Source organism: Brevundimonas sp. A19_0 (assembly GCF_017744255.1).
Lineage (GTDB): Bacteria > Pseudomonadota > Alphaproteobacteria > Caulobacterales > Caulobacteraceae > Brevundimonas.
The window spans coordinates 31071-47681 of sequence record NZ_JAGHQP010000009.1 but is presented as its reverse complement, the minus strand read 5'-3'; the positions used below and the strand labels follow the sequence as shown (position 1 = coordinate 47681).

Below are 16611 nucleotides of genomic sequence, written 5' to 3'. Positions count from 1 at the left end.
TGATCGTCACAGAAGGTCGCGAAGCCAGGCGATCAGGGGCGCGTCGGCGGGCGGCATGGGCCAGTCCGACAGCTGGTTCGGCCGCACCCATTTGAGCGCCGCATGCTCGCGCGCCACGACCGTGCCCTCCCACCGGCGGCACAGGTAGAGCGGCATCAACAGGTGGAAGCTGTCATAGGCGTGGCTGGCGAAGACGAAGGGCGCGAGGCAGGACTCCTTCGTCTCGATACCCAGCTCCTCACGCAGTTCGCGGATCAGGGCGGCTTCCGGCCGCTCGCCCGGCTCGACCTTGCCGCCCGGGAATTCCCACAGGCCAGCCAGCTGCTTGCCCTCGGGGCGCTGGGCGATCAGCACCCGCCCGTCCGTATCGATCAGGGCGACGGCGACGACGAGAACGGTGGGGAGGGTCACGACCGGTAATCGCCGTTGATCTCAATGTAGCGCTTGGTCAGATCACAGGTCCAGACGGTGGCCGAGGCCCGGCCCGCGCCGACCTCGACCGTGATGTCGATCTCGGCATTCTTCATATAGGCGCTCATCTTCGCCTCGTCGTAGGTGGGCGAGGGGGCGCCATCGACCGCGGCCACATGCGGTCCGAAGCGCACGGCCAGCCGGTCGCGGTCGACGGCTTCCTCGGTCTTGCCGACGGCCATGACGATCCGGCCCCAGTTGGCGTCCTCGCCGGCGATGGCCGTCTTGACCAGCGGGCTGTCGGCGATCGACTTGGCCAGCTTGCGGGCCGAGGCAGGGCTGGAAGCACCGTCCACCGTGACCTTTACGAATTTGGTCGCCCCCTCGCCGTCGCGGACCAGCTGGTGGGCGAGGTCCAGCATCACGCCGTCGAGCGCGCGGGTGAAGGCCTTCAGCCGCCGATCCCCGACCCGGCCGATGCGCGGCGCGCCCGAGGCACCTGTGGCGAACAGCAGGCAGGTGTCGTTGGTCGAGGTGTCCCCGTCGACCGTCACCGAGTTGAAGGTGGTGCGCACATGCAGGCCCAGCATGGCCCGCAGCACATTGGGGTGGATGTCGGCATCGGTGACGATGAAGGCCAGCATGGTCGCCATATCGGGCGCGATCATGCCCGATCCCTTGGCGATGCCGGCGATGCGGACCTTGAAGCCCTCGATCTCGGTCTCGACATAGGAGCCCTTGGGGAAGGTGTCCGTGGTCATGATGCCCTGACCGGCGCGCGTCCATTGCTCGGCGGGCGGGGTGTCGGCGTCGAGGCGCGTCTCGATCTCGGACAGGCGGGCGGCGATCTTGCGGTCGTCGAGGGTGACGCCGATGACCCCGGTCGAGGCGAGCATGACGTCGCGCTGGCGACAGCCGAAGCGCTTGGCCACCTCGGAGGCGGTGCGACGCGCGGCATCGGCCCCCGGCTTGCCGGTAAAGGCATTGGCACAGCCCGCATTGACCACGAGGGCTCGCACATCCTTGCCCCCATCATCGGAATCCAGATGGCGCCGGCACCAGTCGACCGGTGCCGAACCCACCTTGTGCCGCGTGAAGACCCCCGCGCAGCTGGTGCCCCGGGCAAAGCGGAACACCACCAGATCGTCGCGCTGGTGCTTGTAGAAGCCCGCGCGGGCCGTGGCGATCTCGACCCCACCGACATGACCGAAGGCCGGAAAGGGCACGGCCAGGGGGGAAATCTCGAGCCCGGGTTTGCCCGGCGCTGCGGGGGTCTCGGGGGCAGCGACCGGCTTCCCGCCGCGCTTCAGGGCGGTGGTGATCGGGTCGAAGGCCTTTTCGAGCGCGTTGCGGCCGGCGGGGCGGGTCTTCGGAGTCTTCATTCGCCGGTTCCTGCGGAGACGGGCGCCGAGGCGGGTTCCTCGGCCGGGGACTCGGCCTCGGCACCGAGCAGAAGTTCGACATCGGCGCGGCCGCGCAGCTGTTCCAGAAGCTGGCGCACCCCCTCATAGGTCAGATAGCGGACGATCTGGGGCCGGGCCTGTTCCAGCGTCGGGGGGGTCTCGCGGCGACGGTCCTCGACCCGGACCACGGCCCAGCCGCCCTCGGTCTCGAACGGGCCGACGGTCGAGCCGGCCGGCTTGTCGCGCAGGGCATTGGCGAAGGCTTCCGGCAGGACATCCAGGGTGCGATAGCCCAGATCACCGCCCGAGAAACGGGTCGCCTCGTCGATCGAGCTTTCGGCGGCGACGGCCTCGAAGGCGGCCCCGGTGCCCAGCACGCCCATGACGGTCTCGGCCTCCTGGCGGGTGCGCGACAGGATCAGGCGGATGCGGACCTCCTCGGACGAGCGGGCCAGTTGCAGCTGCTCCTGATAGAGGGCCTCGACCGACTGGTCGGTGATGGTGCCGTTGACGACGGCCTCGACCAGAACGTCGCCCAGGATACGGTCGCGGGTGATTTCCAGACGGCGCTGGACCAGTGGGCTCTTGTCGAGGCCCCGGCGCTCGGCCTCGCGGGCCAGCAGCTTCTGGTCGATGACCTCGTCCAGCACCCGCCGGAACAGGCTGGAGGTGACGTCGAGGGGCTCACCCTCGCCGATCAGGCCCTGGGCCACCGCCTCGCGCTTGACGTCAGAGGCCCAGATGGTCTCGCCCGCGACCCGGGCCACGGCCTGATCGCCGGGCTGGGGCGGGCTGTCGCCGCCGCGGTCGCCGGTACAGGCGGACAGGGCAAGTGCCAGCATCAAGGCCGTCAGCAGGCCGGCAATCGGGTTGGACGACAGTCGCATGGTGCGCTCCTCGACCCGGGCGAGGGGGCGCCCCGGAGGCCGGGGAAAGCCTGACGGAATGCCCCTCGCGTTGACAGGGATAAGGCCGGTGCTTAAGTCCCGCCTGCGCCCAAGTCGAGGGGTTTCCACCGTTCGCGTGGCCGGGTTCCGGGGTTTTTGCCCCCGCCGGCGCCGGATGGCGCGAAGGCCCGCGCCGCGATGGCGTGTATCGCTGTTCGCCGCCGCCCCGAAGACAGGGCCCCACAGATTGAGCCCGCCGGCTCACCGTACCTTTCCCGGATCCCCCATGCTCGGCTTTGCCAAGAAATTCCTCGGTTCCTCGAACGATCGCAAGGTCAAGGGCTTCATGGCCCAGGTCCAGAAGATCAATGCCATGGAGGAGAAGTACGCCGCCCTTTCGGACGGTGAGCTTCGCATGATGACGGACGCCTTCCGCGACCGGTTGGCCAAGGGCGAGACGCTGGACAAGCTGCTCAACGAGGCCTTTGCCGTGGTGCGCGAAGCTTCCAAGCGGGTGCTGGGCCAGCGGCAGTACGATGTGCAGCTGGCCGGGGGCATGATCCTGCACGAAGGCGGCATCGCCGAAATGCGGACCGGTGAAGGCAAGACGCTGGTCGCCGTCGCGCCCGTCTATCTGAACGCGCTCGAGGGCAAGGGCGTCCACGTCATCACCGTCAACGACTATCTGGCCCGCCGCGACGCCGAGTGGATGGGCCGGGTCTATCGCTTCCTGGGCATGGAAGTGGGCGTGATCGTCAACGGCCTGTCGAGCGGTCAGCGCCAGGCCGCCTATGCCGCCGACATCACCTACGGCACCAACAACGAGTTCGGCTTCGACTATCTGCGCGACAATCTGGTCTATGACCGGCGCGAGATGGTGCAGCGCGGCCACCACTTCGTCATCGTCGACGAAGTGGACTCGATCCTGATCGACGAGGCGCGCACGCCGCTGATCATCTCGGGCCCGACCGAGGACCGCTCGGACCTCTACGTGACGCTGGACGGCATCATGAAGGAGCTGATCCAGGAGCCGTCCTACTTCGAAGTCGACGAAAAGCAGCGTCAGGTCCTGCTGACCGAGGAGGGCTCGGAAGCGATCGAGGCCATCCTCGAGGAACGCGGCCTGTTCGCCGAGGACACCACGGGCCTGTACGACGCGGCCAACATCACCCTGGTCCACCACATGAACCAGGCCCTGCGGGCCAACACCCTCTACCTGCGCGACAAGGATTACATCATCCGCGGGGACGAGGTGATGCTGATCGACGAGTTCACCGGCCGGATGATGCAGGGCCGCCGTCTGTCGGAAGGCCTGCACCAGGCGCTGGAGGCCAAGGAAGGCGTCAAGATCCAGCCCGAGAACCAGACTCTCGCCTCGGTGACCATCCAGAACTATTTCCGCCTGTATTCCAAGCTGTCGGGCATGACCGGCACGGCCGCGACCGAGGCCCAGGAGTTCCTCGACATCTACAAGATGGATGTGCTGGAGGTGCCGACCAACCGGCCGGTCCAGCGCATCGACTATGACGACGAGGTCTACCGCACCTCGCGCGAAAAGAACGAAGCCATCGCCAAGCTGATTGCCGAGCGCCATCTGGCGGGCCAGCCGATCCTGGTCGGTACGGTCTCGATCGAGAAGTCCGAGACCCTGTCGAAGCTGCTGCAGACCTATGAGTACAAGGTCGAGGTGGACCGCACGCTCAAGGCCGAGTTCAAGGGGCGCGAGAAGGAAGCCCAGAAGGCCGGCGATGCGGCCTATGACATCCGCTATGAGACCAGGCTGCGCGGCATCCCGCACAATGTGCTGAACGCCCGCCAGCACGAGCAGGAAGCCTATATCGTCGCCGACGCGGGCCTGCCGGGCGCGGTCACCATCGCCACCAACATGGCCGGTCGCGGCACCGACATCCAGCTGGGTGGTAACCTGGAAATGCGCCTGCAGCGCTGGCGCCAGGAACAGCGCAACATGGCCATCGAGGTCACGCCCGAGGCCGAGGCCGCGCGCGAGGCCGAGCTGAAGGCCGAGATTGCCGAGCAGAAGAAGATCGCCCTCGAGGCCGGCGGCCTGTTCGTTCTCGGCACCGAGCGCCACGAGAGCCGCCGGATCGACAACCAGCTGCGCGGCCGGACCGGCCGTCAGGGCGACCCGGGCACCTCGAAATTCTATCTGTCGTGCGAGGACGACCTGCTGCGCATCTTTGCCGGCGACCGTCTGGACTCGATCATGAAGACCTTCGGCGTGGCCGAGGGCGAGGCCATCACCCACCCGTGGCTGAACAAGGCGATCGAGCAGGCCCAGAAGAAGGTCGAGCAGCGCAACTACGACATCCGCAAGAACCTCCTGAAGTACGACGACGTCGTAAACGACCAGCGCAAGGCCGTGTTCGAGCAGCGTCAGGAGTTCATGGACGCCGACGACATGTCGGAGCTGGTTGGCGAATTCCGCCACGATGTGATCACCGACCTGGTCGAGCGCTTCATGCCGCCCAAGGCCTATGCCGAGCAGTGGGACATCGACGGGCTGGACGAGAAGGTCCGCACCACCCTGGGTCTGGAACTGCCGCTCAAGGAGTGGGCCGCCGAGGAAGGCGTGTCGAACGAGGAGTTCGAGGAGCGCCTGCTGGCCGCCGCCGATGCCCGGGCCGAGGAGCGGCTGAAGCTGATCGGGGATGATCGCATGCGGGGGCTGGAGAAGCAGTTCCTGATGCAGATGATCGACATGAAGTGGCGCGAACACCTGGTCCACCTCGACCATCTGCGCGGCGTCATCGGCCTGCGCGGCTATGGCCAGCGGGATCCGCTGAACGAGTACAAGACCGAGGCCTTCGCCCTGTTCGAGACCCTGCTCTACGAGCTACGCCACGATGTGACGCGCTGGCTGATGACGGTCGAGTTCCGCTTCGAGGCCCCGCCGCCCATGCCCGAGTTCGAGGAAATCCACCTCAATCCCGGCACCGGCGAGAACGAAATGGCCAATCCGAACGCCCAGCTGCCGGAAGGCCGGCTGGACGGCGACGACCGTTCGCGTATGCCGGTCGAGATGCTGCCGGAAGGCTGGCAGCGCACGGGCCGCAATGCGCTGTGTCCCTGTGGCTCGGGCCGCAAGTTCAAGCACTGCCACGGGGCGCTCGTTTAAGGCGCGTTGCGCCGCGCTAACGCTCGCGACGCGGTCGCTCGCTGCTTGAGCGAGGACGGGCGGACGGATGACAGCTTGGGAGGCTGACGCATGACCACGGCGCGCAAGGATCTGTTCAAACGGGCGCTCGCGGCGGCGCCGGGGCGGCTGCATTTCGCGGCCCACAGCCACCACCTGTGGCCCGACGCCAGCCTCGATGGCCAGGTCGAGGCCTGGAATGACGGCGTGCGGCTGGCGGACAAGAAGTGGGACCGCGTGTTCGGCGAGGTGGTGCCCGAGGCCCAGGGCCATGTGGCGGGCGAGCTTTCGTTGCCCGATCCCGAAACGGTCGTCTTTGCCCAGAACACCCACGATTTCCTGATCCGCATCGTGTCGGGCATGCAGCAGCGGCCTGTGCGCATCCTGACCACGGGTGGCGAGTTCCACGCCTTCCGGCGGCAGGCCGAGCGCTGGGAAGAGTCCGGGCAGGCCGTGGTGACCCGCGTCGCGCCCGACCCGGCCGAAACCCTGACCGAACGCTATCTGGACGCGGCTCGCTCAGGCGACTTCGATCTGTTCGTCATCAGCCAGGTGTTCTTCCGCACCGGACAGGTGTTCCGTGGGCTTGAGGGCTTGGCCGACCTGTGCCGCCGGGAAGGACCGTGGGGCATCGTCGACGGCTATCACGGCTTCATGGCGACCCCGACCGATCTGTCGGTGGTGGCGGACCGACTGTTCTATGTGACCGGCGGCTACAAATACGTCATGGCGGGCGAGGGGGCCGGTATCCTTCATGCGCCCCACGGCTATTGCGAGCGCCCGGAGATAACGGGCTGGTTCGCCGAGTTCGGCAATCTGATGGGCCCGCCCGAGGGTGTGCGCTATCGCGGCGATGCCGGCCGTTTCTGGGGCGCGACCTTCGATCCCACGCCGCTCTATCGCTTCAACGCGGTGCGCCGGATGCTGGCGGCCGAGGGGCTGACCACGCCGGTCATCACCGACCATGCGCTCAGCCGGCTGGCCCAGTTCCAGGGTGCCGTACAGGACGGGGAATGCGGCCTCCTGGGCACGGCCGAGATCGTCAATCCGATCGCGGGGGCACCGGCCAATGATCTGCCGGCGCGGGCGCGGTTCCTGGCCATCCGCCACCCCGAGGCCCAGGCCTGGCGCGCACGCCTGCTGGAGGCCGACATCATCACCGATGTGCGCGACGACATCATCCGGTTCGGCTTTGGCCTCTATCAGGACGAGGACGACGTCGCCCGCCTGATCGAGGGCTGTGCCCGGGTGCTGGCCGACTGATTTAGTAGAAGGTGGTGTCGTCCTGACGCTGGGCCTTGGGCGCCGGGCGCGGGGTGGACGGCTGACGTGGTGCCGGGCGGGCCTCGGACGACGTGGGCGTATCCGGGCCGGTCTCCGCCGCCGACGCGTCGCTGTCCGGGATCGGCGGCAGGTCCGGATATTCCAGCGGCGGCAGCGACCCTTCGGGCGACTGTTCAGGCTCAAGGCCCAGCTCAACCGGCGCGTCGGCATCGATGCGGTCCGGCGCGCCCAGATCGTCGCGGATGAACACCCATGACCGCGGATCAGTACAGGCGCAGGCGCGCATATAGCCCTGCTCGTCGCGCCACAGGATCAGCGGATAGCCCGGCTGCAGGCCCGAATTGCGCAGATAGCCGGTCAGGTCGGTCACGAATTTCTGGCCGGCGTCGACGACGGCGCTGCGGGCCAGATTGTCGTCGGCCGAGGGAATGCCTGCGGCGGTCCAGCTGGCGGTGGGGGTGGCCGTCCAGCGCTCGTAGAGGGGCCAGTCGCGGGTCAGCCACAGCTCCGCGACCGTGGCGCGCTCGGCCTCGGTCGATTGTTCCATGCCCTCGCGGTCGGGACGGGCGAAGACGATGATGCGTACCTCGGCACCGGCCGCTCGCAGCTTGGGCACTTCCTCGCGCTCGTAGCGTTGCATGGCGGCGCTGTCGCGATAGCCGACGATATAGACCGGCGCACCCCCGCCTCCGGCCGAGATCCAGCCTGCCTCGTCCAGGAGGGCCTGGATGGCCGCCTGATCGCGCGAGACTGTGACCGGCTGGAACCGGGCGTAATAGGTCCAGTAGGCCCAGTAACCGCCACCGGCGATCAACAGGCCTACCAGCGCGGCCAGGGCCGACCAGACGAGAAACCGACGCATCCCCGGAACTGCTCCTCAGTGGTTAGAGGTTAACCCTAGCACCGTTCTGTCGGCATTACGAAGACGGTCAAGCGGTTTCGCCCGGAGGCAGACCGCCTATCCCATCGTCGGGATGACGAAGGAGCTGTCGGCGTGTTCCAGCTCGCTGTCGGGCCAGCGGGCGGTGACGGTCTTGACCTTGGTCCAGAACTTCACGCCCTCCATGCCGTGCTGGTTGGTGTCGCCGAACGCGGAACGCTTCCAGCCGCCGAAGGTGTGATAGGCGACCGGCACCGGGATCGGCACATTGATGCCGACCATGCCGACATTGACCCGGGCGGCGAAGTCGCGGGCCGCGCGGCCGTTCTGGGTGAAGATGGCGACGCCGTTGCCGTACTGGTGCGTCGACGGCAGGGCCAGGGCCTCCTCGAAGCTCTGGGCCCGGACGATCTGCAGGACCGGGCCGAAGATCTCTTCCTTGTAGGAGTCCATTTCGGGCTTGACGTGGTCGAACAGCGACGGGCCGACGAAATAGCCGTTCTCGTGACCCTGCAGGGTGAAGCCCCGGCCGTCGACGACCAGTTCGGCGCCGTCCTGGACGCCCTGGTCGATCCACCCCTCGACGCGCGCCTTGTGCTGGGCGGTGACCACGGGGCCGTAGTGGGCGCCGTCATCGGTCGAGATGCCGACCTTGAGGGTCTCGATCTCGGCGATCATCCGTTCCCGGAGGATGTCGGCGGTCTTGTCGCCGACCGGCACCACGACCGGCAGGGCCATGCAGCGTTCGCCGGCCGAGCCGAAGGCGGCGCCTGACAGGTCCTTGACCACCTGGTCCATGTCGGCGTCGGGCAGGACGATGCCGTGGTTCTTGGCGCCGCCCATCGCCTGGACGCGTTTCCCGTGGGCCGCGCCGGTCTGATAGACATAGTTGGCGATGTCCGAGCTGCCGACGAAGCTGACGGCGTGGACCTGGGGGTGGGTCAGGATGGCGTCGACCGCCGTCTTGTCGCCGTGCACCACGTTCAGCACACCGGCGGGGGCGCCCGCCTCCATCATCAGCTCGGCCAGACGGACCGGCACGGACGGATCGCGCTCGGACGGCTTGAGGATGAAGGTGTTGCCGACGGCGATGGCCACACCGAACATCCACATCGGGATCATGGCGGGGAAGTTGAACGGGGTGATGCCGGCCACCACGCCCAGCGGCTGGCGCATGGAATAGACGTCGATGCCGGGGCCCGCGCCCCAGGTGTATTCCCCCTTGACCGCATGCGGGATGCCGCAGGCGAATTCGATGACCTCGAGCCCGCGCTGGACGTCGCCCTTCGAGTCGGCGATCACCTTGCCGTGCTCGCTGGACAGCAGCTCGGCCAGCTCGCCCATATTGGCCTCGACCAGACGCTTGAACTCGAACATCACGCGGGCGCGGCGCTGCGGGTTGACGCTGGACCAGCCCTCGAAAGCGGCCTGGGCCGCCTGGACGGCGCGGTCCATTTCCGCCTCGGTGGCCAGTTGCACGCGGGCCTGGACCTCGCCGGTGTTCGGATTGAAGACGTCGCCGAACCGGCCCGAGGTACCGGTGACGCTCTGGCCGTTGATGAAATGGTGGATGTCGCGCATGGGCGTCTCTCTCCTGGAAGGCGGGCGTTCTTGTGATTGCGGGCGGTTTACCGTGCGGAACCGGGCGAGGCCACCCCGTCCGCATCAAGCTGCTGCAACAGCGCGGCGCGGACGGCGTCGGGGTTCAGCATGGGCAGGAAATGCGTGGCCCCGGCGAGGCGCTCGCTGCGCACATGGGACAGGCCGGGCGGCCGGTCCGGCGCGTGACAGGTCGAGCGGGTCCGGGCCCTCAGGATGTGAATCGGTCCCCGGAACCGCGTCAGGGCGCCCCAGGGGTTGTGTCCCTGGGCGGCATAATTGGAGGCCTCCCATTCCGGACGACAGGACAGGGTCAGCCCCTCGTCGGCGGGCTTGAGGCCGGTTTCCAGCCATGCATCGAGCACCGCATCCGGCCAGCCGGCGAAGGCGCCCCGCCCGCGATAGGCCCTTCGCGCCGTCTCGCGATCCGGAAAGTCGGCACGCCGTTTCAGGGCATTGCGGACCAGCGGAATGCGTTCTGCCATGCGGCCCACGCCGGGCAGGTTGAAAGCAAGCGTGGTCAGCGGCAGCCAGATGACGGGGTCGAGTAACAGCAGGCTGCGGACCCGTTCAGGCCGGTGGGCGGCGGCCAGCAGGCTGACGGTACCGCCCATGGAATGGCCGGCCAGAACCGGGTCTCCTTCGGTCTGGTCGATCAAGGCGATCAGATCACCCCGCAAATCCTGCCAGCCGCGCCGTCCGGCCGGATCGGCGGGCAGGTCGGTCAGGCCGTGTCCGCGTTGGTCGACCAGCCATATCCGCCGCGCCTCGGCCAGTGGCGCCAGCAGGGGGCGGTAGGTGGACGCATTGAAGCCATTGGCGTGCAGGAAGACCAGATCGACCGGTCCCTCGGCCCGTCCCAGCTCCAGCACGGACAGGGCCCCCTCCGTCCCGACGGGCAGTGAGAGGCGGCGTTCCGCCGGCTTCACGCGCGGCAGGCCGGGCAGCGGCCGTGGGCCTCGATGGTCGTGTGGTCGATCACATAGCCGGCCGTGGCGGCCGCCCGGTTCAGGCTGACCGCCTGTTCGCCGGTCACCTCCTGGGTGGCGCCGCAACAGTCGCAGATGAGGAAGGCGGCGGCGTGTACGGGGTCGCCGTCCGCTTCGGGCTCGGCGCAGGCGACATAGGCACTGATGGAGGCGATGCGGTGGGCGAGGCCCCGCCGCTCCAGAAACTCCAGCGCCCGATAGACAGTGGGCGGCTTGGCGGCCTGCCCGTCCTCGCCGAAACGGGCGATCAGATCATAGGCCTTCATCGGCTCGCCGGACTCGACCAGCAGCTCCAGCACGCGCCGCCGGGGGGCGGTCAGGCGCTCGCCGTCGGCCCGACAGCGGGCATCGGCCACAGCGATCCTCTGCTGCACCGAGGCCGCGTCGGGCGGTGCCGTGTCGTGATCGTGGTCGCAGGCGTGTCCCATGGTCCCTCACAGCTAGCGATGCGGAGGCCCGGTCGCAACCGGGCTTGACTGGCTGTGATGTTATCTCATAACACTTCGCCGTCCGAGTATCTGACGTCTTCCCCGAGGTATCCATGTCCATCCGCTCGTCCCGCCTGGCCGGCGCCGCCCGCGCCGCCCTGCTGACCGCCCTTCTTCTTCCGGTGGCGACCCCCGTGCTGGCCCAGGCGGCCGGACAGGACCCGGAGGCGACCGAGCGCACGACGCAACTGGACGACATCATTGTCACGGGCGCACCGTTCGGCATCAGCGCCGAGGCCAGTCTGATCGCCGTCGATGTGCTGGACGAGGAGGCGCTGGTGACGGCGCCGTCGGGCACGCTGGGCGATGTGCTGAGTGGACTGCCGGGCGTGCGGTCGACGGCCTTTTCGCCCGGCGCCAGCCGGCCGGTCATCCGGGGCCTCGCCGGACCGCGGGTGCAGGTGCTGACCAATGGCATGGGGCTGATCGATGCCAGTTCGCTGTCGCCCGATCACCAGGTCGCCGCCGATCCGGGCGAGGCCGTGCGGATCGAGGTCCTGCGGGGGCCCCAGACCCTGGCCTTTGGCGGATCGGCCATCGGGGGCGTGGTCAATGTGATCGACGGCCGCATCCCGGAAGAGGCGCCTCTCGATGGCTTCGACGGCCGGGTGACGGCCCAGGCCTCCAGCGTCGACGACGGCCGCTCCATCGGGGCCGGGGTGACCATCGGGCAGGGTCCCTGGGTGATGACGTTCGACGGCATGGATCACCGCAGCCGCGACTATGACATCCCCGTCCCGGCCGAATCGCGCCGCCAGGTCGAGGACGAGGGCGAGGTCTATGAAGACACCGGCAGCACCACAGTCGAAAACAGCGCCTCGCACGTGCGCGCCTTTGGTACCGGCCTGAGCTACATCGGCGACCAGGGCTTCCTCGGCGTGTCGGTCAAGCGGACCGAGAGCGACTATGGCGTCCCCGGCCATGCGCACGAGGATCACGGCGGTGGCGCCACGCCCCCGGACGAGGAGGAAGAGGTCACCATCGGGCTGGAACAGACCCGTTACGACCTGCGCGGCGAGTGGCGGTTCGTGGATGCCCCGGTTGACCGGGTACGCCTCTCGGTCGGCTACGCCGACTATACCCACACCGAATTCGAGGGAGACGAGATCGGAACCGTCTTTACCTCCGAGGGTCTTGAGGGCCGGCTGGAAGTGGTTATGCCGCGCCGGGGCGGCTGGAACGCCGCCTATGGCCTGCAGGGGCTGAGCCGCGACTTCGATGCGGCCGGGGACGAGGCCTATGTGCCGCCGGTCGAGATCACCGAACTCGGCGTCTACACCCTGCATCGCTATGACCGGGATGACTGGGGGCTGGAAGGTGGCCTGCGGTTCGACACCCGGGACCTGGACAGCCCGATCGGCGGACAACGGGACTTCTCGAACGTGTCGGCCTCGGCAGGGGCCTATTTCAAGCCGGTCGACTCGCTGTTCCTCGGACTGTCGCTGGCCCGCAACGGCCGGGCGCCGACCGAGTCGGAACTGTTCGCCAACGGTCCGCACGTCGCCACGCGCGGGTTCGAGGTCGGGGACGCCGATCTGGACTCCGAAAAGGTCACCTCGCTCGAGGCGACCGTTCACTGGGAGCAGGGGCCCTGGGCCGCCGACATGCACCTGTTCCGGGCGGACTATGACGGCTTCATCGACCTGCGGCCGACCGGCGCCGAGGAGGATGGCCTGCCGGTCTTTGCCTATGTCCAGACCGATGCCGAATTTCACGGGCTGGAGAGCAAGCTGGACTACCGGGCCTGGGAGTCGGGCGAGGACAGCCTGACCCTGGGGCTGGGCTATGACTATGTCCGTGGCGACACGGACCTTGGCGCTCCGGCCCGTATCCCGCCGTGGGCCCTGAACGCCCGGGCCGAGCTGGATCTCGGTCCGTGGACCACGCGCCTGACCGTGCGCAAGGTCGGCGATCAGGACCGGGTGACCGATTTCGAGCTGCCGACCGACGGCTATACGACGGCCGACCTCTATCTGGGCTGGAGCCCGGATCGGGAGCAGGGCCTGACCCTCTACGTCGAGGGGCGGAACCTGACGGATGAGGAGGTGCGCGAGCACACCTCGTTCCTGAAGGACCTGACGCCGCTGCCGGGCCGCAACCTGCGCGCGGGCATGGCCTGGCGTTTCTGACGGGGGTGGAATTCCCTTCGGGGGCGGGCCGGTTTGCCGCCCGCCCCGGCATGGGCTAGAAGGCGCGACCTTCTTTCCTTCGTTCCAATCCCAGAGCCTTCATGACCGACACAACCTCCACGCAAACCGGCACCATGACCGGCGAACTCGCCGGCACCGTCCTGTTCTACGGCAAGCCCGAGCCCCTGTCGGCCGAGACCCATGGCAACCTGGGCATCAACCCGTCTGACAAGCCGTATGCCTTCGTGGCGCAGTCGAACATCGTGCCGCTGACGGTCACCGAGTTCGCGCCGGCGGCCCTGTCCTTCCCGGTCATCTTCGTGGGCGACAACCGCCAGCCGGTGGCCGTGCTGGGTCTGCGTCAGGGCGAGAACGTCTACGTCGAGGACGGCGCCTTCCGTCCCGACGCCTACATCCCCGCCTATGTGCGCCGCTATCCGTTCGTGTTCGCCAATGACGAGGCCCAGAAGCGCCTGATCCTGTGCGTCGACCGTGAGGCGCCCTTCCTGGTCGAAGGCGGCCAGCAGCCGTTGTTTACTGACGGCCAGCCCAGCCAGTTCACCCAGCAGGCCATGGAGTTCTGCAACAATTTCGAGCAGGAGCGCGTGCGTACCGAGTCGTTCGTCAAGCTGCTGCAGGACCTGGACCTGCTGGACGTGCGCGAGGCCAACTTCACGCCGCGCGGCCCGAACGGCGAGCCCGGCCAGCCCCAGAAGATCGCCGAATACTATGCCGTGTCGGAAGACAAGCTGAAGGCCCTGCCGGCCGAGAAGCTGGTCGAGCTGCGCGACAACGGCGCCCTGGGCCAGATCTACAGCCACCTGACCTCGCTGCTGGGCTGGGATCGTCTGATCGCCCTGACCTTCCAGCGCGCGGCCCGGCAACCGGCTGCCGCCAACGCCTGATCGTCTTTCCGACGGAAGACCTGACGCCCGGCCTGCGGATCGCAGGCCGGGCGTTTTCGTATGGAGATGGCGAAAATCCCCGCCGGGCTGACGCAGCGTCACGCAAGAAAGCCTGATAGGTTTCCGCAAAACGAAACGAACGGGGAGCCGATGCGCGATCTGGAGACTTTTCGGGCCGAGGTCAGGACCTGGCTGGAGGCTAACTGCCCGCCCGAGGTGCGTGGGCCCATGGAGTCCGAGAGCGCGGCCATCTGGGGCGGGCGCAAGGCGGTCTTTGCCACGCCGGCCCACAAGGCCTGGCTGAAGGCCATGGGTGACAAGGGCTGGACGGCGCCGGAGTGGCCGGCGGAATACGGCGGCGGCGGTCTGTCACGCGAGGAGGCCAAGGTGCTGACGTCAGAGCTGCGCCGCATCGACGCCCAGCCCGCCCTGATGAGCTTCGGCATCTGGATGCTGGGGCCGGCCCTGCTGAAGTTCGGCACCGAAGAGCAGAAGAAGCGCTTCCTGCCCGGGATCGTGCGCGGCGAAATCCGCTGGTGCCAGGGCTATTCCGAACCGGGGGCCGGGTCAGACCTCGCGGGTCTCCAGACCCGGGCCGAGGACCGCGGCGATCACTGGATCGTCAATGGCCAGAAGGTCTGGACCTCCTATGCCGACAAGGCCGACTGGATCTTCTGCCTCGTGCGGACTGATCCGGATGCGCCCAAGCATCTCGGCATTTCCTTCGTGCTGTTCGACATGGAGACGCCCGGCGTCTCGACCCGGCCGATCACCCTGATCTCGGGCAAGAGCCCCTTCTGCGAGACCTTCTTCGACGACGTGCGGGTGGAGAAGGAGAATCTGGTCGGTACGCTGAACCGCGGCTGGGACGTGGCCAAATATCTGCTGGCGCACGAACGCACCATGATCGGCGCCATGGGCGAGGTCGGCGGTGGACGTCCCCTGGGCCAGGTGGCGACCGGGGCCATCGGCACCGACGACGAAGGCCGGCTGGACGATCCCATGCTGCGGGCACGGATTGCGGAACTGGAAATCGACGCCGCCGCCTTCCGCCTCGCGCTGGAGCGGACCGGAGACCAGATGAAGGCCGGGCAGGCCCATCCGGCCATCGCCTCCATGCTGAAATACTACGGGTCAGAGCTGAACAAGCGGCGCCACGAACTGCTGATGGCGGCGGGCGGAATCGACGCGCTGGAGTGGGAGGGAGAGCGTTCGCACGACGGCGCCATGGCCCGCGACTGGCTGCGCACCAAGGCCAACTCCATCGAGGGCGGCACCAGCGAGATCCAGCTGAACATCATCGCCAAACACCTGCTTCAGCTGCCGGGAGCCTGACACGATGCCGCTGATCCTGACCGAAGAACAGGCCATGCTGAAGGAGGCGGCGGACGGCTTCCTCGGCGAGAATGCCCCGCTGTCCCACCTGCGCAAGCTGCGCGACAGCCGCGATGCGGACGGGGTGTCGCGCGAGCTGTGGCGCGCCTTTGGCGAAATGGGGCTGGCCGGCGTGATCATTCCCGAGGCGCACGGCGGCGCAGGCCTTGGCGCCGTCGAGGCGGGCGTGGTGGCCGAAAGCCTGGGCCGCACCCTGACACCTTCGCCCTTCATGGGCTCGGCCGTTCTGTCGGCGCGCGTGCTGGTCGACGGCGGATCGGACGCCCAGCAGGCCGACTGGCTGCCCCGGATCGCGGCGGGCGAGGCGATCGTGTCGCTGGCCGTCGACGAGGGGGCCAAGCATGCGCCTTCCCGGATCACCACCACGGCCGAGCGCTCGGGCAACGGTTTCCGCCTGAATGGCGCCAAGGCCATGGTGCTGGACGGCCATGTGGCCGACGCCCTGATCGTCGCGGCCCTGACCGAAAAGGGTCTGACCCTGTTCCTGGTCGATCCGAAGACGGCCGGGATGGAGGTCGAACGGACCGTCATGGTCGACGCCCACAATGCCGCGCGCCTGACGCTGACGGATGTCGAGGTCGACGCCGATGCGGTGATCGGCGCGGTCGACGGCGGCGAGGGTCTGCTGGAGGGGGCGCTCAACCTCGGCCGGGCCTGCGCGGCGTCCAGCCTGACGGGGGCCGGAGATCAGGCCTTCCAGATTACCATGGAGTATCTAAAGACCCGCAAGCAGTTCGGGCGCGCCATCGGCGAGTTTCAGGCCCTGCAGCACCGTGCCGCCCATTTGTTCTGCGAGCTGGAGATCGCCCGGGCGGCGACGCTGGGTGCCCTGCAGAGGCTGGATGCCGGCGATGAGGCCGCGCCGCTGGCGGTGGCCGTCGCCAAGGCCAAGGCCGGCCGCGTCGCCGAGCTGGCGGTGCAGGAAGCCGTGCAGATGCACGGCGGCGTCGGCATGACGGATGAGTTCGACGTCGGCCTGTTCATGAAGCGGGTGCGGGTGCTGAACGAGCTGCTGGGCGATTCCGGCTTCCATCAGGAAGCGGTGGCGCGCAGCCAGGGGTTCTGAGGAAGGCGGGCGCCTGATCCG

General features: G+C 68.2%; 13 protein-coding genes. 6 read left to right on the top strand and 7 right to left on the bottom strand.

From position 1 onward, the window contains the following. Nucleotides 1-6: 6 nt before the first annotated feature. The 3 genes from J7346_RS09650 to J7346_RS09640 are packed head-to-tail and all read right to left on the bottom strand — an operon-like array spanning nt 7 to nt 2701. Nucleotides 7-411 (bottom strand): (deoxy)nucleoside triphosphate pyrophosphohydrolase, encoded by a 405-nt coding sequence (locus J7346_RS09650; RefSeq protein ID WP_209119707.1) that lies wholly within the window; start codon nt 409-411, stop codon nt 7-9. Continuing rightward, nucleotides 408-1793: a bifunctional glutamate N-acetyltransferase/amino-acid acetyltransferase ArgJ gene (argJ, locus tag J7346_RS09645; protein WP_209119706.1), complete on the bottom strand. Its 1386-nt coding sequence runs from the start codon at nt 1791-1793 to the stop codon at nt 408-410. The genes J7346_RS09650 and argJ overlap by 4 nt, the downstream gene beginning before the upstream one ends. Beyond that, on the bottom strand, nt 1790-2701 hold the full coding sequence (locus tag J7346_RS09640) for a peptidylprolyl isomerase (RefSeq protein ID WP_209119705.1): 912 nt from the start codon (nt 2699-2701) through the stop codon (nt 1790-1792). The genes argJ and J7346_RS09640 overlap by 4 nt, the downstream gene beginning before the upstream one ends. Nucleotides 2702-2987: 286 nt before the next feature. Between J7346_RS09640 and secA the strand changes: the two genes are divergently transcribed. Further along, a complete protein-coding gene (gene secA, locus J7346_RS09635) occupies nt 2988-5837 on the top strand; it encodes a preprotein translocase subunit SecA (protein ID WP_209119704.1) in 2850 nt (949 codons plus the stop codon). A 90-nt stretch (nt 5838-5927) separates the two neighbouring features. Beyond that, nucleotides 5928-7118 carry an aminotransferase class V-fold PLP-dependent enzyme gene (locus J7346_RS09630; RefSeq protein ID WP_209119703.1) on the top strand — a complete coding sequence of 397 codons (1191 nt, stop codon included), beginning with the start codon at nt 5928-5930 and terminating at the stop codon, nt 7116-7118. Between the two features lies 1 nt (nt 7119). Here J7346_RS09630 and J7346_RS09625 read toward each other — a convergent pair whose 3' ends face one another. From J7346_RS09625 to J7346_RS09610, 4 genes are all read right to left on the bottom strand, one after another. Continuing rightward, the gene (locus tag J7346_RS09625; protein WP_209119702.1) at nt 7120-8001 is read right to left on the bottom strand and encodes a hypothetical protein; all 882 of its coding nucleotides are present in this window, start codon (nt 7999-8001) and stop codon (nt 7120-7122) included. A gap of 96 nt (nt 8002-8097) precedes the next feature. Beyond that, nucleotides 8098-9600 carry a CoA-acylating methylmalonate-semialdehyde dehydrogenase gene (locus J7346_RS09620; protein ID WP_209119701.1) on the bottom strand — a complete coding sequence of 501 codons (1503 nt, stop codon included), beginning with the start codon at nt 9598-9600 and terminating at the stop codon, nt 8098-8100. Between the two features lie 47 nt (nt 9601-9647). Then, nucleotides 9648-10490 carry an alpha/beta hydrolase gene (locus J7346_RS09615; protein ID WP_348521488.1) on the bottom strand — a complete coding sequence of 281 codons (843 nt, stop codon included), beginning with the start codon at nt 10488-10490 and terminating at the stop codon, nt 9648-9650. Between the two features lie 53 nt (nt 10491-10543). After that, nucleotides 10544-11035 carry a Fur family transcriptional regulator gene (locus J7346_RS09610; protein ID WP_209119700.1) on the bottom strand — a complete coding sequence of 164 codons (492 nt, stop codon included), beginning with the start codon at nt 11033-11035 and terminating at the stop codon, nt 10544-10546. Nucleotides 11036-11148: 113 nt separating this feature from the next. Between J7346_RS09610 and J7346_RS09605 the strand changes: the two genes are divergently transcribed. The 4 genes from J7346_RS09605 (at nt 11149) to J7346_RS09590 (ending at nt 16590) form a co-directional block, all read left to right on the top strand. Continuing rightward, the gene (locus tag J7346_RS09605; protein ID WP_209119699.1) at nt 11149-13224 is read left to right on the top strand and encodes a TonB-dependent receptor; all 2076 of its coding nucleotides are present in this window, start codon (nt 11149-11151) and stop codon (nt 13222-13224) included. 101 nt (nt 13225-13325) lie between these two features. Further along, nucleotides 13326-14129 carry a SapC family protein gene (locus tag J7346_RS09600; RefSeq protein WP_209119698.1) on the top strand — a complete coding sequence of 268 codons (804 nt, stop codon included), beginning with the start codon at nt 13326-13328 and terminating at the stop codon, nt 14127-14129. A gap of 150 nt (nt 14130-14279) precedes the next feature. Continuing rightward, entirely contained in the window at nt 14280-15464 is a 1185-nt protein-coding gene (locus tag J7346_RS09595; RefSeq protein ID WP_209119697.1) for an acyl-CoA dehydrogenase family protein, read from the top strand. Between the two features lie 4 nt (nt 15465-15468). Then, nucleotides 15469-16590, top strand: coding sequence for an acyl-CoA dehydrogenase (locus J7346_RS09590; protein ID WP_209119696.1), 1122 nt, complete (start codon nt 15469-15471; stop codon nt 16588-16590). The last annotated feature ends 21 nt before the right edge of the window (nt 16591-16611 follow it).